The organism is Flavobacterium omnivorum (assembly GCF_900099915.1).
Taxonomy (GTDB): Bacteria; Bacteroidota; Bacteroidia; order Flavobacteriales; family Flavobacteriaceae; genus Flavobacterium; species Flavobacterium omnivorum.
This window is the reverse complement of record NZ_FNDB01000018.1, coordinates 1-17,576: the sequence shown is the minus strand read 5'-3', so window position 1 is coordinate 17,576 and position 17,576 is coordinate 1. Positions and strand designations below refer to the sequence as shown.

Below are 17,576 nucleotides of genomic sequence, written 5' to 3'. Positions count from 1 at the left end.
CTTATTAAATTAGTAGTGTATGGTGCGTTCCATCTTTATGTCCGCTCTTTCATAAACACCATCTTCCAATGGCACCTCCAAAAAACCATATTTCTCGTATAAATGAATGGCAGGTAATAATTTCCTATTCGAATATAAAATTAGTTTCTCCATCCCATTTTCTTTAGCAACAGCTAGGCAGTGTAGTATTAATTTTTTACCGATACCCAGGCCTTGTAAGCCATCTAGAACCGCCATTTTGCTCAATTCAAAAGTCGTATTGTCAATTTTTATCAAAGAAACAGTGCCTACAATAATCTCATTATATTGCGCATAAAAAATCATTCCACCTTTGTCTATAATTTGGCCTTGAGGATCTGAGAGTACAATTTCATCTTTGGGTTCGACCCTGAAATATTTTTTCAGCCATTCCAGATTTAATGTTTTTATAGCTTCTTTATAAATAGGTGAAAAGGGTATAATTGCAACAGTATCGACTAAACTCATAATTACTTTTAACTTAAGGTTAAACAACGTTTTCCATCAGGAAGCTGTGAAATAGTTATAACGGAATGGGTTTCAGGAATCAAATTTGGAATCTTTTCTGCCCATTCAATAAAACACCAATTATCGGAATACAAATAATCATCAATACCCATGTCTAAAGCCTCCTCTTCTTTGTTTAATCTGTAAAAATCAAAATGATAGATGACCTGATTTGCATCGGCTTCGTACTCATTAACTAAAGAAAAGGTGGGGCTACTTGTTGCTCCAATTACCCCAAGTGTTTTACATAATTGTTTAATTAAAGTCGTTTTTCCAACACCCATTTCTCCATGAAAAAGAATTACTTTTTTGGGATTTTCGGATATTATTTTTTGTGCAACTTCCTCGAGTTGGTCGATAGAAAAAATGATATTCATTCTTATAAAATTGTTTAAAGTTTAAGGTTCTTGCCAAACACCTAAAACTGAGACTGACTACTTTTTTATTTTGGATTAAAAACTAAAAACGGAATAATCATTTCTTCCAATGAAATTCCTCCGTGCTGATACGTGTTTTTGTAATAACTCACATAATGATTGTAATTGTTGACATACGCCAAGAACAAATCATTTTTTGCAAAAATATAAGAACTACTCATATTTATGGTAGGTAAACCAATATTTTTTGGCTCTTTAACCGCATAAACATCTTTGTGTTCATACGTCAAACTACGTCCAGTTTTATAACGTAAATTCAAGCTCGTGTTTTTATCACCTACCACTTTCGATGGGTTTTTCACATTGATAGTTCCATGATCGGTAGTCAAAATCAATTTGAAACCCATTTTTTGTGCCTGTTGAATGATTTCTAACAGTGGGGAATTCTTAAACCAACTCAACGTTAGCGAGCGATACGCTTTGTCATCTGAGGCCAACTCTTTTACCACATCCATTTCTGTTTTGGCGTGAGAAAGCATATCTACAAAGTTGTATACTACGGTCACTAAATCATTATCTTTTAGGGCTTTGAAGTTTTCGGATAATTTTTTTCCGCCGGCAAGACTGGTTATTTTAAAATAATCTTCCTTGATATTTAAGCCCAATCGTTTCAATTGCGCTGTCAAAAATTCCGCTTCAAACAGATTTTTCCCTCCTTCTTCGGGGTCATTTTTCCAATATTGAGGAAACTGTTTCTCCATCTCTAATGGTGTTAAACCAGAAAAAATAGCGTTTCTAGCATATTGTGTCGCTGTAGGAAGAATAGAGTAGTAAGGCACTTCTTTTTCTAGTTTATAGTAATTTCCAACTACACTTTCAAAGGTTTTCCATTGGTCGTAGCGCAGGTTGTCAATCACGACAAACAAAATAGGCTTGTCCTTTTTCTTGAGTTCAGGAAGGACTAATTCTTTGAATAATGTGTTCGATTGAACCGGTTTATCCGCTTTTGGTGCAAACCAATCCTCATAATTGCGCTCAATGAATTTTCCAAATTGGGAATTGGCTTCTGTTTTCTGGGATTCCAAAATTTCAACCATACTTTGATCATTGATATTCTCCAATTCCAGTTCCCAAAAAATCAATTTCTTGTATAACTCAATCCAGTCTGCATAGGAATTCACCATCGCCATTTCCATGGTGATTTTTCTAAATTCCTTTTGATAATCCAGCGTTGTTTTTTGAGAAATTAATCGGGAATGGTCTAGATTTTTCTTCAAACTCAACAAAATTTGATTCGGGTTCACGGGTTTGATCAAATAATCAGCAATTTTAGAACCTATGGCTTCCTCCATAATATATTCTTCCTCGCTTTTCGTAATCATTATCATAGGAACCGAAGATTTTTTCTCTTTCATCTCTGATAACGTTTCTAAACCGCTCATTCCAGGCATATTTTCGTCTAAGAAAACAATATCAAAATTGTTTTCTTCAAAAATAGTAATGGCATCAAGCCCGTTATTACAAGTGGTTACCTCGTAATTTTTTTTCTCCAAAAACAATATATGTGGTTTCAAAAGGTCGATTTCATCATCCACCCAAAGTATTTTTATTTTATCCATAAGTTCTATAAACAAGTGTTGTAATGCCGTAATTCAAAGTGCCAAATTACATTTTTTTGCAACTCCTATCTACTAATATTATGATAATTTTTAAAGATTCTATTATTTCAAATTATAAATCACAAAGTAGTATTTGCTCACTTAGCGTTTACTTTTTGGCGTGCCCCATCCTCTGTAAACTCCGTCTGGGTCGTGCTGTACGCTGTATCTTTCCTTTTTTAAAGAAAAAAGGAAAGGATGCCGCTTCCATCACTCACGCAATCGGAAGCATACTTGGACTTTAGCAGTACAAAATAAAAATAAATATAGAACTTAGCTATGAGAAAAGAGAAACCTTCCCTGTTTGATACTTAATAGGGCACTAAATAGTAGTTAAACTAGAAAAAAAAGGATAATTGATTGCTTAAGGTACTTTATAACAATGATTCATGTTGCAAAAGCAGATTGATAGTAGTTACAGTTGTGAAAAGAGGAAAGGCTAAATAGTTGTGTCTATTTTTAAAAATTAGCACTTAATTGCATTTTGGTATAAATCCAATTAAGTGCACTAATTTTATAAAAAGCTATTGTAACTCCTTTTTCAAAAACTGAGCGGTATAACTTTTTTTGTTTTTTATTATTTCTTCGGGAGTTCCTTTGGCAACCAGTTGACCACCGCCTTTTCCTCCCTCAGGACCAATGTCAATAATATAATCCGCTAGTTTAATAACATCCATATTGTGTTCGATAATTAAAATCGTATTTCCTTTATCCACCAGTTTATTAATCACTTCCATCAACACTCTGATATCTTCAAAATGCAAGCCAGTAGTGGGTTCGTCGAGAATGTAAAAAGTATTTCCGGTATCTTTTTTAGATAATTCTCCCGCCAGTTTGATGCGTTGCGCTTCACCACCGGAAAGCGTCGTACTTTGCTGTCCAAGTGTTATATAACCTAAACCTACATCTTGGATCGTTTTTACTTTTCGATAAATTTTTGGAATCATTTCAAAAAATGGAACTGCTTCGTCAACCGTCATATTCAGTACATCCGAAATGGATTTTCCTTTGTATCGAATTTCCAATGTTTCTCTGTTAAAGCGCTTACCCTGGCAGGTTTCACATTCTACATAAACATCCGGTAGGAAGTTCATTTCAATAGTTCGCACACCAGAACCTTCACAGGTTTCACAACGACCTCCTTTTACATTAAAACTAAAACGTCCCGCTTTATATCCCCGAATCATACTTTCAGAAGTCATCGTAAACAGATTTCTGATTTCGGTAAAAACTTCGGTATACGTTGCCGGGTTGGAACGTGGTGTTCTTCCAATTGGGCTTTGGTCGATATCAATTACTTTATCGATATGTTCCAAGCCTTCTATTTTTTTATAGGGTTTTGGCTTTTTGACACCATTAAAATAGTAAGCGTTTAATATAGGATATAGCGTTTCATTAATCAAAGTTGATTTTCCACTTCCAGAAACTCCAGTAACGCAAATCATTTTACCCAACGGCAATTCTATTGAAACATTTTTCAAGTTGTTTCCAGTTGCTCCGGTCAATTTCAGGAATTTTCCATTTCCTTCTCTACGTTTTTTTGGAACTTCAATTTTCAACTCACCATTCATGTACATTGCGGTAATAGTATGATGTTTCAAGATTTCGGCAGGCGTCCCTTTACTGATGATTTCTCCGCCATATTTTCCTGCTTTAGGTCCAATATCAATCACATAATCGGCACGTTCAATCATGTCTTTATCGTGTTCTACCACAATTACCGAGTTTCCAATATCGCGTAATTGTTCCAGCGAATGAATTAGTTTTTCATTGTCTCTTTGGTGTAAACCAATACTTGGCTCATCTAAAATATACAAAACTCCAACCAACTGCGAACCAATTTGTGTAGCCAAACGAATTCGTTGCGCTTCACCACCGGAAAGAGATTTGGAGCTTCGGCTTAAAGCCAAATAATCCAAACCTACATTCATCAAAAAGTTTAATCGGTCCTTAATCTCTTTGATTACTTCAGTAGCGATACGCTTCTGTTTATCAGATAAATGGCTGTCTAAATCATTAAACCAAGTGGTCAAATCCGAAATGTCCATATCGCACAATTCGGTACTATTTTTTCCATTAATTTTAAAGAATTGTGCTTCTTTTTTCAACCGGGAACCTTCACAAACTGGACATTTTATTTCGTCCATGAATTCTTTAGCCCAACGTTTTATACTTGTTGAACCGCTTTCATCGTGCTGATTTTTTATGAAATGTGAAATCCCTTCAAAATCAATTTTATAGTCTCGGGCAACACCTAAGTCTTTAGAGTTGATGGTGAATTTTTCCTTTCCGCCATTCAAAATCATTTCCATCGCTTCCGCAGGAATTGTTGCTACGGCATCCGTCAATTTAAAGCCATATTTTTCGCCTATAATTTCCAATTGCTTGAAAATCCACGAAGATTTATATTCTCCCAGCGGCGCAAAACCACCTGCTTTTATCGATAATTTTGGGTTTGGAATAATCTTTTTAGTATTAATTTCGTTTACCGTTCCTAAGCCGTTACAATGCTCACAAGCCCCTTTTGGTGAGTTGAAAGAGAATAAATTTGGTTCTGGATTCTGGTAAGAGATTCCGGTGGTTGGACACATCAAATTCCGACTAAAAAAACGAACTTCTTTAGAATCTTGATCTAATACCATTAATACATTTTCGCCCTGATTCATGGCTGTGTTAATGCTTTCTGTCAAGCGTTTTTCATTGTCAGCAGTGTCTTCAATCACCATGCGATCCACAACAATTTCGATGTCATGGGTTTTATAACGGTCTAGTTTCATTCCCAAAGTAATATCCAACACATCGCCGTTTACGCGAACTTTAAGGAAACCTTGCTTGGCAATTTGTTGAAAAAGTTCTGCATAATGACCTTTTCTAGCGCGAATCACTGGGGCTAGAATATTGATACGTTTTCCAGTAAAATCCTGAATAATCAAATCTTTGATTTGCTCATCAGAATAAGAAACCATTTTTTCGCCGGTGTTATAACTATATGCATCAGCACCACGGGCGTATAACAAACGCAAGAAATCATAAATTTCAGTGATGGTTCCCACGGTAGAACGCGGACTTTTACTAGTCGTTTTTTGTTCAATAGCAATAACAGGCGAAAGTCCATCAATTTTATCGACATCAGGACGTTCTAAACCACCCAGAAACTGGCGCGCATAAGCAGAAAAAGTCTCTACATAACGGCGTTGCCCTTCTGCATAAATGGTATCAAAAGCTAAGGAGGATTTTCCGGAACCTGATAGGCCAGTAATTACGACCAGTTTTTCACGAGGAATAGAAACATCTATATTTTTTAAGTTGTGAACGCGAGCGCCTTGAACTTCAATGGTATTGTCTTTATCTAACATAATTTTTGAAAAACGCAAAGTTACCATTTTGATTTATTCTTTCGGTACAACAGTTTAGAAGTTTGTGTTAAAGATTTTGTACTTTTGATAAAATCTGAAACAGTAAAATAGGTATGCGAACAAGAATCGGAATTTTAGGAATAGGTGGTGTGGGAGGCTATTTTGGTGGTTTACTAGCAAAAGCTTATTTTGAATCAGATACAATCGAAATTGTATTTATTGCAAGGGGTGAAACTCAAAAAATAATTGCGAAGAACGGACTCAAAATTACTACTGAAGAAAAGGAGTCAATCGTTTTTCCAACTGTCGTTTCTATTGACCCAGCAATAATTGGAAAACTTGATTTTCTTATTTGCGCAACCAAAACCTATGATATTGAAGAAAGTCTTCTTGTTATCAAAAAATGTATTACTAAAAACACCTTAATTCTACCGTTGTATAATGGTGTTGATGCGCCAGAGCGCATTAGTGCTTTATTTCCTGAGAATGAAGTTTTACAAGGCTGCGTTTACATTGTGTCGATGATCGTATCGCCAGGAGTAATCAGAAAAGTGGGTCCTTTTGAAAAACTATTTTTTGGATCTAAAACTGCTCCCCTTGCTGTATTAAATAAATTACAAACTATTTTTAAGAATGCGAAAATGGAAAGTTATTTGGTGGAAAACATCGAAGAAACCGTTTGGGAGAAATTCATTTTTATCTCGGCATTGGCTTCAGCTACTTCGTATTTGAATCAAAATATTGGCGAAATTTTAGAAAGTCAATCGAGTCGGTCTATGTATGTTGCCTTATTAAACGAAATTACGATGATTGCTGCCGTAAAAGGGTTGAGTTTACCACCTGACATAGTTATGCAAACCATTCTAAAATTAGAAAAAACACCTCATGACGCGACCTCCTCCATGCATCGGGATTTGATGGGAGGACGAGAAATTGAATTAGCTTCTTTGACTAAATTTGTGGTGAATGAAGGGGCTAAATATGAAATTGAAACACCAACATATCAAATGGTTTTGGATAAATTGTCAAGTGTTTCAACTTCCTAATTAGATAAAATGGGGTTATTCCTCTTCGCTGTCGTTATCTATTGATTCCTCAGCTTCTTCTTCGTCTTTTCCTATTTCGAAAAAACTAAAAATGGAACCTCCGTAACTTTTCTGGAACGAAAAGTGAATCATGTGCTCTAGTTTAGTGTATTTCGAATGTTCGATTACCATCATTCCATCTTCATTAAGCAATTCTTTTTCGAAAACTAATAAGATAATTCTCTCAAAAGTTTTTTGGTCCAATGCATACGGTGGATCTGCAAAAATAATATCGTAGGACGTTTTGCATCTTTCTAAATAGGTAAAAACATCACTTTTTGTAGCGGCAATATTAAAATCATATTCAGCTGCAACTTGCTTGATGAATTTTACACAACCAAAATCACCATCAACAGAAGTAATTGGTGTACAGCCTCTTGATGCAAATTCGTAACTGATATTTCCTGTTCCTGCAAATAAATCTAATATTTTAAGTCCTTCAAAACTGAAATGGTTGTTCAAAACATTGAATAATGCTTCCTTAGACATATCGGTTGTAGGACGAACGGGCAATCCTTTTGGTGGAAAAATGCGTCTTCCTTTGTATTTTCCTGAAATGATTCTCATGAGTTGAAAAGTATAAAATGATTTCTGTTTTCGGCCTCAGAAAAATAATTGTTCCATCGCAAATCTTCCACATCTATTAGGGAAACGTTGCGAATGTATTTGAAAGCCATTTTGAAATAATGGCTTTCGGTATCAATATTTCCGATTAATTCCAATGGAAAATTTTCGGGATTTAAGTTCAATTGTTCAGCAGTAAATAAAATGTAATATATAAAATCTTCTGGAGTAGTGTAATCGAAAGAATTAAAAAGTAATAATTTTTGGTTCTGAACCACAATAATTTCAAAATGACCTTTATTAATATGTACAAACATTTTTTTGTCCTCCTTGTTTTTGGAGGCCACTAAAAGCTTGGAAACTAGAATACTATTGGCGTGTTTGTAGTCGAATGCACCAAATTGGTCAATAAAAAAATTGTTAATATTCACATACGGAATATACACCGCATTCATTTGATAGTTTGGAATTTCATCAAAAGCGAAAAAATCAGTTTCAAAAACCTTTGTATTGTACTGTAAATAACTGCCTAAAAAGTTCTCGTCAAATAATGGTTCCGGAACAAACGTCGATAGATTATTATTGTGAATTACCAAAATTTCATCATACGAATCCTTCAATTCCGGATGATCTCTAAAAGCATCGGCAAACAAATCTTCAATTTTTGTGGCTTTTTGAAAAGTCTCAAAATGCACTTCATTGAACGAAATTACGGTATTGTTTAGCGTATCAAAACAACAAAAAGAAAGTCCTGTCAAGGAAACTTGAATGGAAAGTTTTTTATATTTTTTTTCGGCTATGTTTATCATACTATCGCTTTTTTCAACAACGCAAACTTACAAATTTAAAAATCAATTTCATTATCAATATCTATCGCAGTGGCAAAAAAACAATAGCAGTATTTGAAAATTGAAATTGCTATTGTCATTGAAATTGAAAAAACATTCTTTACTTTGCATTCAAATAATACGAAATGAATTCCTCCCTGTTTTATAGTCTTTTACAAAAAAAATTTCCTTTTCAACCCACGTATAAACAGGATATTTTTTTTCAAAAAATTGCTATTTTTTTGACTGAAACCGATAATAGAACCATTTTTGTTTTAAAAGGATATGCGGGAACGGGAAAAACGACCGTGATTTCTACCATAGTAAACAGCTTATTAGACATTAATAAAAAATATGTGTTGCTTGCGCCAACAGGTCGTGCAGCAAAAGTAATTGCCAATTATTCGAATAAACCGGCTTTTACAATTCATAAAAAAATATACTTTCCCAAGAAATCTTCCGGTGGCGGCGTTTCGTTTACTTTGCAACAAAATAAACATAAGAATACTATTTTCATAGTCGATGAAGCTTCGATGATTTCGGATACTAATTCTGATTCGAAGTTGTATGAAAATGGTTCGTTACTTGACGATTTGATTTCATACGTTTATTCGGGAACCAATTGCAAAATGATTTTATTGGGAGATACCGCCCAGTTGCCCCCGGTGAATTTGGATATCAGTCCCGCTTTAGATATTCAAACTTTGGGAATGAATTACGATAAAGAAGTGGAACATATAGAGCTTGATGAAGTAATGCGTCAGGAAGAAAATTCCGGGATTTTGCATAACGCAACGGAACTTCGGGAATTATTGAAAGATTCTTTTATTGATGAATTCAAATTTGATCTCAAAAAGTTCAAAGATATAGTTCGGTTGACTGACGGTTATGATATTCAGGATGCCATCAATTCTGCTTACAGTAATTACAGTATTGAAGATACCGCTTTTATTGTTCGTTCCAATAAAAGGGCGAATCAATATAATGAGCAAATCAGAACCAAAATCCTCGATAAAGAAAGCGAACTTTCCACAGGGGATTTTTTGATGGTTGTTAAGAACAATTATTTTTGGTTGAAAGATTCGGATGAAGCTGGTTTTATTGCTAATGGAGATATTATCGAAATATTAGAAATTTTCAACATCAAAGAATTATACGGTTTTAAGTTTGCCAACGTAAAAATACGAATGGTCGATTATCCGAATCAGATTCCGTTTGAAACCGTTTTATTATTGGATACGATAAAAAGCGAATCACCATCTTTAACTTTCGACGAATCCAACCGATTATATCAGGAAGTGTTGAAAGATTATGAAGGCGAAACTAAATTCCAAAAATTCCAAAAAGTAAAAGCTAACGAATATTTTAATGGACTGCAAGTTAAATTTTCGTATGCAATAACCTGTCATAAGTCACAAGGTGGTCAATGGAATACGGTTTTTATAGAACAACCGTATTTGCCTGATGGAATCAATCGTGATTACATTAGGTGGTTGTATACGGCTATGACCCGAGCAAAAAATAAATTATATTTGATAGGTTTTAAGGATGAGAATTTTGTGGAGTAAATTTGATAAACATATAAGTCATATAAGCTAAAATCAAAGAAAAACTTCAATGACCTTTCATGACTTATATGGTTTAATAATTTTAAATAGTTTGGTAATGGGCACTTTAAACGACTTACATAAAATTTCAGGTTCTTTTTCGAATACCGAAAAAATGCCGGTGTTGTTTTTGGGACACGGCAGCCCGATGAACGCAATTGAAGAAAATCAGTTTGTGACGGGTTTTCGAAATTTGGCAAAAACGTTACCACAACCAAATGCTATTTTGTGTATTTCGGCGCATTGGTTTACCAAAGGAACAAAAGTTACCGCCATGGAAATGCCCCGAACGATTCATGATTTTGGCGGTTTTCCGCAAGCATTGTTTGACGTGCAATATCCAGCAAAAGGAAGTCAGGAATTAGCATTAGAAACCAAACAATTGTTGACTCCTGTAGAAGTGGAGCTGGACGAACATTGGGGTTTAGACCATGGTTCTTGGAGCGTTATAAAGCATTTATATCCGGAAGCGAATGTTCCTGTGATTCAGCTGAGTATTGATTATACAAAATCCGGTCAATACCATTTTGACTTGGCTCAAAAACTAAGTGCATTGCGTACCAAAGGAATCTTGATTGTAGGCAGCGGTAATATTGTACATAATTTGAGATTGGTCGATTTTCAAAATTTCGATAAAGACAATTACGGTTATGATTGGGCAATTGAGGCTAGGGAAACGATAAACAAATATTTATTAGACGGGAATTTTCAACCATTGATTGATTTTGATAAACAAAGCAAGGCGTTTCAATTAGCGATTCCTACGCCAGAACATTATTTACCTTTAATTTATACTTTGGGATTAAAAGGAAAATCCGAAGAACTCAGTTTATTTAATGATAAGTTATTGGCGGGTTCGTTGAGTATGACCTCGGTGAAGATTGTGTAGATTTACCTATTTATTTTTTTCGAGTACAAATTCCAAAGTATCTATAAAAGCACCATCAATACCATTATCGATTTCAAAATTTTGGGCGGAGGGTGCTGCCATCATCTGTAAATTTTCTAATTGGTGTGAATCTATTTTTGCAGAATATTTCCCTGATTTTAAACCTAAAAAACTAAAATAACCATCTGGTTCCGATAGAATATCGGTGATTAATATATCCTTTAAATCATAAATTACAACTTTTAAGCCTCCAATTCCTAGGAGTTGATCATTTACTTTTTGATACACCATACCAGAGACTTCTCCCACAACTATAACAGGAATTTCAATTATTTTCAATTCATTGGGATTTAGTGTACAATTTAAAGTTTTGTTTTTGATGCGCCAGGCAATGGAGTTGATTTTGCTGGTATTGAGCTCTACATAATTATTACTATAGGGTTCTAGACCGGTTATGATAGTAGTACCATCAGCATTGACGATATGTCGATCACCGCCCATTAATACAATTTTAACTCCTGTTACCAGAGGTTCTTTGACCTCTTTTTTTCCGTTTCCATTGCTGTCTAAAAACGGAACAAATTTTACACTTGCTCGGCCCACACTTATCCGATTATTAAAACTCACAAAATCAGCTTGCGGTTCAAACATCAAACTTCCGATGGCATACTGTGAAAAAGAAGCGCTATTGTTATTAAAAATACTTAAAAATCCGGTATTGATTTTATCGAAATTATGAGTAAAACCAATCTGAAAACTACTGTTTTTATTTTTAAAATTATAATCAAATGAAGCTTGAATAAATCCCTTTTTAAAAATTGGTTTTCTCAATTGTGTTTGCAATGTCGTCATGATACTAGCATCATATCCATAGCGCAATTGGGGAACAAGGACAAATCTTTTAGGAAGTTGGAATGAGGTTGAAATAGTGCTAAATACCAATGGTTTTTGGTTTTTGATAAAAAAGGCATTGGTCGTAAAATTAAAATTAAAACCATGAGAACTTCCGGAGAGCAAAAATTCAGAAGTAGTAAATTTGGAGGTGTTAAATCGATTATGTTGAATGTTAAATCGGGAAGTTCCCGAAAAAAAAGAACTGCGAATTGGCATGGAAATACTTGCTTTCCGCATTTCGGAATAATTGAATCGAACGGCTTCTTGATTCTTGTCATATTTGATGTAATCAAAGTCAAAACGAAGGTTTTTGGGTGTTGTATAGTTCAAATTGAGATCATACAGCACTTTTGAATAATAGCTTGCCGTAAGAAATAATTGGGACGAGAGTCGAAAGGAAGAATTCAGAAACGGAATGCTTTTATTCGATTCTAATGAGGATATATATTCCAGTCCGCCGCCCAAAGTAATATAATTGGATAGTCCATAATTTACTTTTGCATTGGTAAAAATACTGCCTCTGCCATCTTCAATAATCCCAGAACTGATTGTGTATTCTATTTCCTTTTTTGGAAGAAAAAGAGCCGGAACTACAAATTGATTACTAAAAAATTGCTCTTCGCCCCAAGGACCATAATACCGCAATGTAACTTCAGTTCGACCGTACATTAGGGGAACGTTGAACGAAAAGAAACCGTTGGTATCTGCTTGGAGATAATCGATTAATACATTGTTGATGTATAGTTCCACCGTCCAATTGGCTTGGGTATGATCGCTCAAAATATAGGTGCCAAAAGATTTTCGGATTCGAGTAGAAGCATTCGTGATCTGTGCTCCGACAAAGGGAAACAAAATAGTTGCTTTAGAGGGAGCTGAAATTTTTCCTAGGGTGAGCTGCTTAATATATTTATTGTCATTGTTCACATACCGCCATCGATAAAACTGATTTTTGGCCGCTATGGGTTGGTTGTTGGTGTAATTTAGCGATGTGGTCAATTCGCCTCCAGCTACAATGCCGCCTAAATTGAGGAGTATTCTTTCTGAATGACCTCCTTCGGATTGTTGTATTGTGTTAACAGCCCAATTGGCTGTGCCAAAATGAAATAGCGGTTTCTCACGTACAATAGTCGTATCGGCTATAAATTCCTGTTTTATTTTATTAAGATTATCTCGCATCGCTTGCAATCGAGCTTCTTTAATGGCGGGGAGTTCTAGTTTTGAGGTCATTTCAACGGATAAACTCCTAAAGCTAAAACTATTTTCGAGTCCAAATATTTGATTGAAATAAGAAGCTTTCAAGAATAAATTAGTACTAGTTCGAATAAAATCAGATGGTTTCAGGGTAAAAACTTCCTCTTTGTAAAAAATGGTGTTGGTGTTTTGGTCAATTTTGAAGGTATTATTCTGATTGATGAAAAAACCATTAATAACAGTAAAATTCGAATTAGGCGTATTTCTTATTTTTATAAAATCCAAAACTTCGGGTATCGAAAGATAAACATCTGATCCACAAATTACAGAGGAAATCTCTCTGCTACCAATGTATTTTACCTGAAGCAATACTAAAACTTCATCACAATTTTCCTCTTGCGCAGTAGCAGAAAAGGCTATCATGGAGAACAGAAATAGGTACAGTATTGAACACAATTTGGACATAAAAAGAGGATATAGAACAAATTATTTCCTGAATAAAAAGACTTTTTAAGAAAGAATTATGTGGTATCTATAAATAATAATTAGAATTTGTTGACTTGTAAGTAATTTGTATTCGGATTTTTTCTAAACTATGTGTTAAATTTCTTGTGAAGATGTCAAGTTCAGTAACAGAATCTTTTAAATAAATACTTATACTTTCTAACTCTTCTTTTGATATAGTTTTAGAGTCAATATGATTTGTTAAACCTTGGATTGTACATAGAGGACTTCTAACTTCATGGGAAACTTGAAAAAGCATTTTAGTAACAGACTTAAGGTAGTTCTGTTTTTCTATATCTTTTTGTAACAAGATTTCTTTGTATCGTAGAATAATAAAGTAGGATACCCAAATAGCGATAATTGATAATAATCTGTTAATAAAAATATTATAATACAATTCAATATAGTAATAATCGGTAGAGTCAATTAGCGTTAAAATAGTACATATTATTGCAAGCATTTTTATTTTATCTTTGTCTAAAGCATATGAAAGAACTAAAGGAATTATGTACAAAACAGCTATCGCAACTCCAAGAGGTACCATTAAATCTATGATGAATAATATTAAAATGATGCTTGATGTAAATAATTTGGGCATTATTAATTTTTCCGTTGCTGTAAGTAATATATAAATCATATGTTTTCTATGGGGTGCATTTTTTGGTGATTATAACTATATTATTACCAAGCTTTCATATAGAGAATAACGGAATCTTTCACAGCATGATTTATCTGGAAATATTTTGATGTTTTGATATGGTATTTTTTATTGTAAAGTTTTTCAGAAAAAAAATAAATAGATGATTGTTATTTATTATTATCAATTCCCGTTTCAAGAGAATATTCTTGGTTGTCTGCTAGATTAAGGAAGGCTTCAGCATAAATAGTTTCTTGATTTGGGGTGGAATAAACTACCTGCAGTTTTCCTTTGCTGTAATCTACCGATGAAATAGTATTTAGTTTAATTTTAGTTCGACGCAAATTACCCGGCGTGTACACGGCAAAACCTTTTATTAGTCCTACATTCCTGCTAACTCCCTCTGGAGAAATATGATTGACATGGAGTTCCCCATAAGTCGATTGATTGCCTGTGCGGTTTATGTCCATAGACAAAACGTGCGAAGGCAGTAATGCTAAATTAGAGAAGCTCACCGTTGTAGTGGGTGCTCCTATCGTAATAATGTTTACAATTGAAATTCCATAAATAGGTGTTATCTGAATGTCAATATCTTTTGGTTGGAGCGTATCGGTTGTAATTACTTTATTTTCTAAAAGTTTTATTTTAGGAACCCCCCTGAAGTAAAGATGGGAGCGGTATTCACCTTCTTTTAATTCGCTGGTTTTGATGAGTTGAATTTTTACAATCTGAGATTCATCGGGAGCTAAAGTTATGGTGCGGGGAAAGTAACGAAGATACGGAGAGGCGAAATTTTGATTTTCTTCTGGTTCTTCAATCATATTAAATTTACCGTCTTCATCCATTTGAATCTGATTGAAGGATAATCTATAGGTTGTAGTATCCTTCCCGGTATTAGATAAATTAACATTTTGCACCCGGCTTTGAATTCCGTCAAAGACAAGTCGTTTTGGGAATACCATTAAATCTCCTTGGGCCAGTAATGGAAGATAACAATTTAATAATAGTACTAGAATTATAATACTTTTTTTAATCATGAGAATATTTAATGTATAGTATTTTGCTTTTCTATTCAATGAATTGAATTCTTTAAAATGATATTAAAAAGGGTGCTTAGAAATAAGCACCCTTTTTCGTTAATTTAGTTGTAATTAACAGTGACAGTAAAACCTGAAGCATTTAAGTAAGTACCAACAACTTGTCCAGATCCAACCGTTAATAAAGCTCCAACAGTGAAGTTTTGAGTTCCACTAGATAGAGTTCCACCCGTTCCGATTGAACTTACAAAAGAACTAACTGCCATTGTTTTTGTACCTGTAGCGGTAGCAGTACTGGTAAGAGTAAGTGCATCAGGGAGTGTAATAGAGTAAGCGTAAGCTCCTTCTCCTGTTACTGTAAATGCAGCAGCAGTAGGAGATCCAGTAGCTGTAGTCAATTTAACTCCGCCAGTAGCTGTTCTTACACTTAGAGGACTCAAAGCAAGTGTACCACCAGTAGATAAAGTTGCAAAAGAACCGAAATTTAATGCGGTTGAAGCACTAATAGCAATTGGAGCTACAATTGTTGTGGTTGTGTTGGCGGAAGTTGCAGAAGCAGGAGCGTTTTGTGCCAATGCGCTTGTGCTGAAAACAGCAGTCAAGGCAATAATCGATAAAATTGAAGTAATTTTCTTCATAATAAATATTTTGAGAGTTACGATTAAGAAGCAGGTACAGGTTTTGTACAGATGCTTAATCAGTTTTAAAAATTGGTGTTTGTAATAGCATAAAAGCCAATTACAGCACAAATGTATCTACTATTCGTACACAAGTAATACAAGATGTAACAACTGGTGTCTACTAAGTCACAAGTGAAAAAGAACCCAAGGAAAATTATTTAATAATAAATAATAAAATCGCAATTTTATTATTTTAGTGTTTTTTTATTACTTTAAAAAAACATTAAAAAGTTAAAATTAACTAAAAATACTTAAATTATTCATAATTTTAGTTTTTGTAAAAAAATGTTAAAACAAGAGTCGTTCTTCTTTCATATTTTGCAAAAAGTTCTAAAAATTAATTTAAGAACAAACCTAAGTAGTTTCGATAATGAAAAAGAATGAATTTCTGAATTAAAACAAGTTGTTTTTATAGATTTAAAAAACTAGCGTCATTTGAGCATAATTCGATCTAAAAATTCTTTTGTAAGTGGTTTTTGTTGAAAGGAAACTACATTTGGATCCCTGCATACCCGCGTGATATCGAGATCGTCAATTGTGTTTGAGATAATAAAGACCTTAACTCTGTTTTTTAATGAAAGCGGCAGTTTATCATAAGCTTCCAAGAATTGAAAACCTGAAAAATGAGGCATGTATAAATCTATAAAAATCACCTCTGGCAGCTGGCATTCTTTTTCTTGATTTTCTTCTAAATAGGCCAGTGCTTCGCTTGCATGTGAAAATTCAACAACATTTTTGCCAAATTTATTATGGAGGATTATCCGAGAACAAATGTAGCGTTCGATTGGATTATCATCAATTACTATTACTTTTTCGAATTTAGGTTCTAAATCATTTTTCATGGTTTTATTATTTAGGTGCAGTCGCAAAGGATATTTTGATTAGTCTATAACTAAAAGCAGCGCCAATTAATTTGTGTAAAATTGTTATTCTTTAAGTTTAATAAATTTGTTAAAGTCCTCTTGTCTTCTTTTGGCAACAGCCAAAAGTGCTCCATTTGGAAATTCGCAGAAATAACCTTCTTTTTTAGAAATTTTAACAATGTGACGCAAATTTATTATAAACGAGTGGTGAATTCTAAAAAAATAATTGGGATCCAGGATCGTATTGTATTCGCCTAAATTTTTGCTAGAAATAATTTTATTTCCGTTCAAAAGGAAAAAAGTAGTGTATCGTCCTTCAGCCTGACAATAAATAATTTCCGCAGTAGGAATAAGTTCAATTTTGTCCAAGGAGGAAACTGCAACATAATCATTTGGCTGATTAAAAGAGTTTAAAAGCTGAATAGCATTGATCTTCTGATTTTGATAGGAACGTTCCATTTTAGTCCATTTGATTACTTTATAAACGGCTAAAATAAGAGTATTAAAATCGACTGGTTTTATAATGCTGGATTCAAGTTACTAATGCAACTTTTTGGTTAAACATATAATTTGGTGTTTCAAAATTAAATCTTTTTCTCGGACGGTTATTTAATTTTTCTTGTATTTCTATAATTCTTTCGATGGTTATTTCTTCAAAAGAGGTCGATTTGGGTATATACTGCCTTATAAGTCCATTTAGATTTTCATTTGCCCCACGTTCCCAAGGACTGTAAGGATTTGCAAAATAGAAGTCGATTTCTAATGCTGTTGCGATTTCTTGATGCATTGCAAACTCTTTTCCATTGTCGGATGTTAATGTAAACAAATACGGCTTCCAGTTCTGGAGTAATTCAATTGTCGCTTGTTTAACCAATTCGCTTT

General features: G+C 34.0%; 16 protein-coding genes. 3 read left to right on the top strand and 13 right to left on the bottom strand.

All coding sequences use genetic code 11. The annotated features are described in order from the left end of the window. Positions 1-9: 9 nt before the first annotated feature. The 4 genes from BLS90_RS13885 to uvrA all read right to left on the bottom strand — a co-directional run bounded on the left by BLS90_RS13885 (position 10) and on the right by uvrA (position 5,916). A complete protein-coding gene (locus BLS90_RS13885) occupies positions 10-486 on the bottom strand; it encodes a GNAT family N-acetyltransferase (RefSeq protein WP_091258753.1) in 477 nt (158 codons plus the stop codon). A gap of 8 nt (positions 487-494) precedes the next feature. After that, complete coding sequence (tsaE, locus tag BLS90_RS13880; protein WP_091258684.1) at positions 495-902, bottom strand: tRNA (adenosine(37)-N6)-threonylcarbamoyltransferase complex ATPase subunit type 1 TsaE; 408 nt, start codon at positions 900-902, stop codon at positions 495-497. Between the two features lie 65 nt (positions 903-967). Further along, the gene (gene porX, locus BLS90_RS13875) at positions 968-2,521 is read right to left on the bottom strand and encodes a T9SS response regulator signal transducer PorX (RefSeq protein WP_091258682.1); all 1,554 of its coding nucleotides are present in this window, start codon (positions 2,519-2,521) and stop codon (positions 968-970) included. Between the two features lie 563 nt (positions 2,522-3,084). Then, the gene (uvrA, locus tag BLS90_RS13870) at positions 3,085-5,916 is read right to left on the bottom strand and encodes an excinuclease ABC subunit UvrA (RefSeq protein ID WP_091258751.1); all 2,832 of its coding nucleotides are present in this window, start codon (positions 5,914-5,916) and stop codon (positions 3,085-3,087) included. 113 nt (positions 5,917-6,029) lie between these two features. Here uvrA and BLS90_RS13865 point away from each other — a divergent pair, with 113 nt between their 5' ends. After that, positions 6,030-6,962, top strand: coding sequence for a ketopantoate reductase family protein (locus BLS90_RS13865; RefSeq protein ID WP_091258680.1), 933 nt, complete (start codon positions 6,030-6,032; stop codon positions 6,960-6,962). Positions 6,963-6,977: 15 nt separating this feature from the next. Here the strand turns inward: BLS90_RS13865 and BLS90_RS13860 are convergent, their stop codons facing one another. Together BLS90_RS13860 and BLS90_RS13855 are read right to left on the bottom strand one after the other, a co-directional pair. Further along, complete coding sequence (locus BLS90_RS13860) at positions 6,978-7,568, bottom strand: RsmD family RNA methyltransferase (protein WP_091258679.1); 591 nt, start codon at positions 7,566-7,568, stop codon at positions 6,978-6,980. Then, positions 7,565-8,374 carry a DUF3822 family protein gene (locus BLS90_RS13855; protein ID WP_091258677.1) on the bottom strand — a complete coding sequence of 270 codons (810 nt, stop codon included), beginning with the start codon at positions 8,372-8,374 and terminating at the stop codon, positions 7,565-7,567. The genes BLS90_RS13860 and BLS90_RS13855 overlap by 4 nt, the downstream gene beginning before the upstream one ends. A gap of 164 nt (positions 8,375-8,538) precedes the next feature. On the opposite strand from BLS90_RS13855, the gene BLS90_RS13850 reads away from it, so the two are divergent. Then, complete coding sequence (locus tag BLS90_RS13850; RefSeq protein WP_091258675.1) at positions 8,539-9,960, top strand: ATP-dependent DNA helicase; 1,422 nt, start codon at positions 8,539-8,541, stop codon at positions 9,958-9,960. A gap of 97 nt (positions 9,961-10,057) precedes the next feature. Further along, positions 10,058-10,888: a 4,5-DOPA-extradiol-dioxygenase gene (gene ygiD, locus BLS90_RS13845; RefSeq protein ID WP_091258673.1), complete on the top strand. Its 831-nt coding sequence runs from the start codon at positions 10,058-10,060 to the stop codon at positions 10,886-10,888. A 6-nt stretch (positions 10,889-10,894) separates the two neighbouring features. Here ygiD and BLS90_RS13840 read toward each other — a convergent pair whose 3' ends face one another. The 7 genes from BLS90_RS13840 to BLS90_RS13810 form a co-directional block, all read right to left on the bottom strand. Further along, complete coding sequence (locus BLS90_RS13840) at positions 10,895-13,396, bottom strand: hypothetical protein (RefSeq protein WP_091258671.1); 2,502 nt, start codon at positions 13,394-13,396, stop codon at positions 10,895-10,897. A gap of 109 nt (positions 13,397-13,505) precedes the next feature. Then, positions 13,506-14,114, bottom strand: coding sequence for a hypothetical protein (locus BLS90_RS13835; protein WP_139171436.1), 609 nt, complete (start codon positions 14,112-14,114; stop codon positions 13,506-13,508). 170 nt (positions 14,115-14,284) lie between these two features. Continuing rightward, the gene (locus BLS90_RS13830) at positions 14,285-15,151 is read right to left on the bottom strand and encodes a fimbrial biogenesis chaperone (protein ID WP_091258666.1); all 867 of its coding nucleotides are present in this window, start codon (positions 15,149-15,151) and stop codon (positions 14,285-14,287) included. A gap of 104 nt (positions 15,152-15,255) precedes the next feature. Further along, on the bottom strand, positions 15,256-15,789 hold the full coding sequence (locus tag BLS90_RS13825) for a DUF4402 domain-containing protein (protein WP_091258664.1): 534 nt from the start codon (positions 15,787-15,789) through the stop codon (positions 15,256-15,258). Between the two features lie 473 nt (positions 15,790-16,262). Then, on the bottom strand, positions 16,263-16,673 hold the full coding sequence (locus BLS90_RS13820) for a response regulator (RefSeq protein ID WP_091258663.1): 411 nt from the start codon (positions 16,671-16,673) through the stop codon (positions 16,263-16,265). An 84-nt stretch (positions 16,674-16,757) separates the two neighbouring features. Further along, positions 16,758-17,153 carry a LytR/AlgR family response regulator transcription factor gene (locus BLS90_RS13815; protein ID WP_091258661.1) on the bottom strand — a complete coding sequence of 132 codons (396 nt, stop codon included), beginning with the start codon at positions 17,151-17,153 and terminating at the stop codon, positions 16,758-16,760. A 73-nt stretch (positions 17,154-17,226) separates the two neighbouring features. Next, a partial coding sequence (locus tag BLS90_RS13810) for an IS30 family transposase (RefSeq protein ID WP_139171435.1) occupies positions 17,227-17,576 on the bottom strand: 350 nt, incomplete at its 5' end.